Source organism: Virgibacillus sp. GM2-2, assembly GCF_055329585.1.
On record NZ_JBUZWC010000137.1, the window covers coordinates 1 to 247 of the forward strand.

1 protein-coding gene is annotated in these 247 nt (G+C 74.1%); it reads left to right on the plus strand.

Going from position 1 to position 247, the window contains the following annotated elements:
- Nucleotides 1-247: IspD/TarI family cytidylyltransferase (locus ACY9Z2_RS19270; protein WP_463611290.1), on the plus strand; the 247-nt coding region annotated here is incomplete at both ends.

The following is a 247-nucleotide window of genomic DNA, read 5'->3' on the forward strand; positions in this document are numbered from 1 at the left end:
GTACTGGTGCACGACGCGGCGCGGCCCTGCCTCGACCCGGCCGACCTGGCACGGCTGGTCGAGGCCTGCCGGTCGGATCCCGTCGGCGGATTGCTGGCATCGCCCGTGACCGATACGCTGAAGCGCGGCAGCGATGACGGCCGGGTGGCCGCGACGGTTCCACGGGAATCGCTCTGGCGGGCGCAGACCCCGCAGATGTTCCGACACGGTCCGCTCACTCGGGCCCTGGCGGCCGCGATGGCCGCGG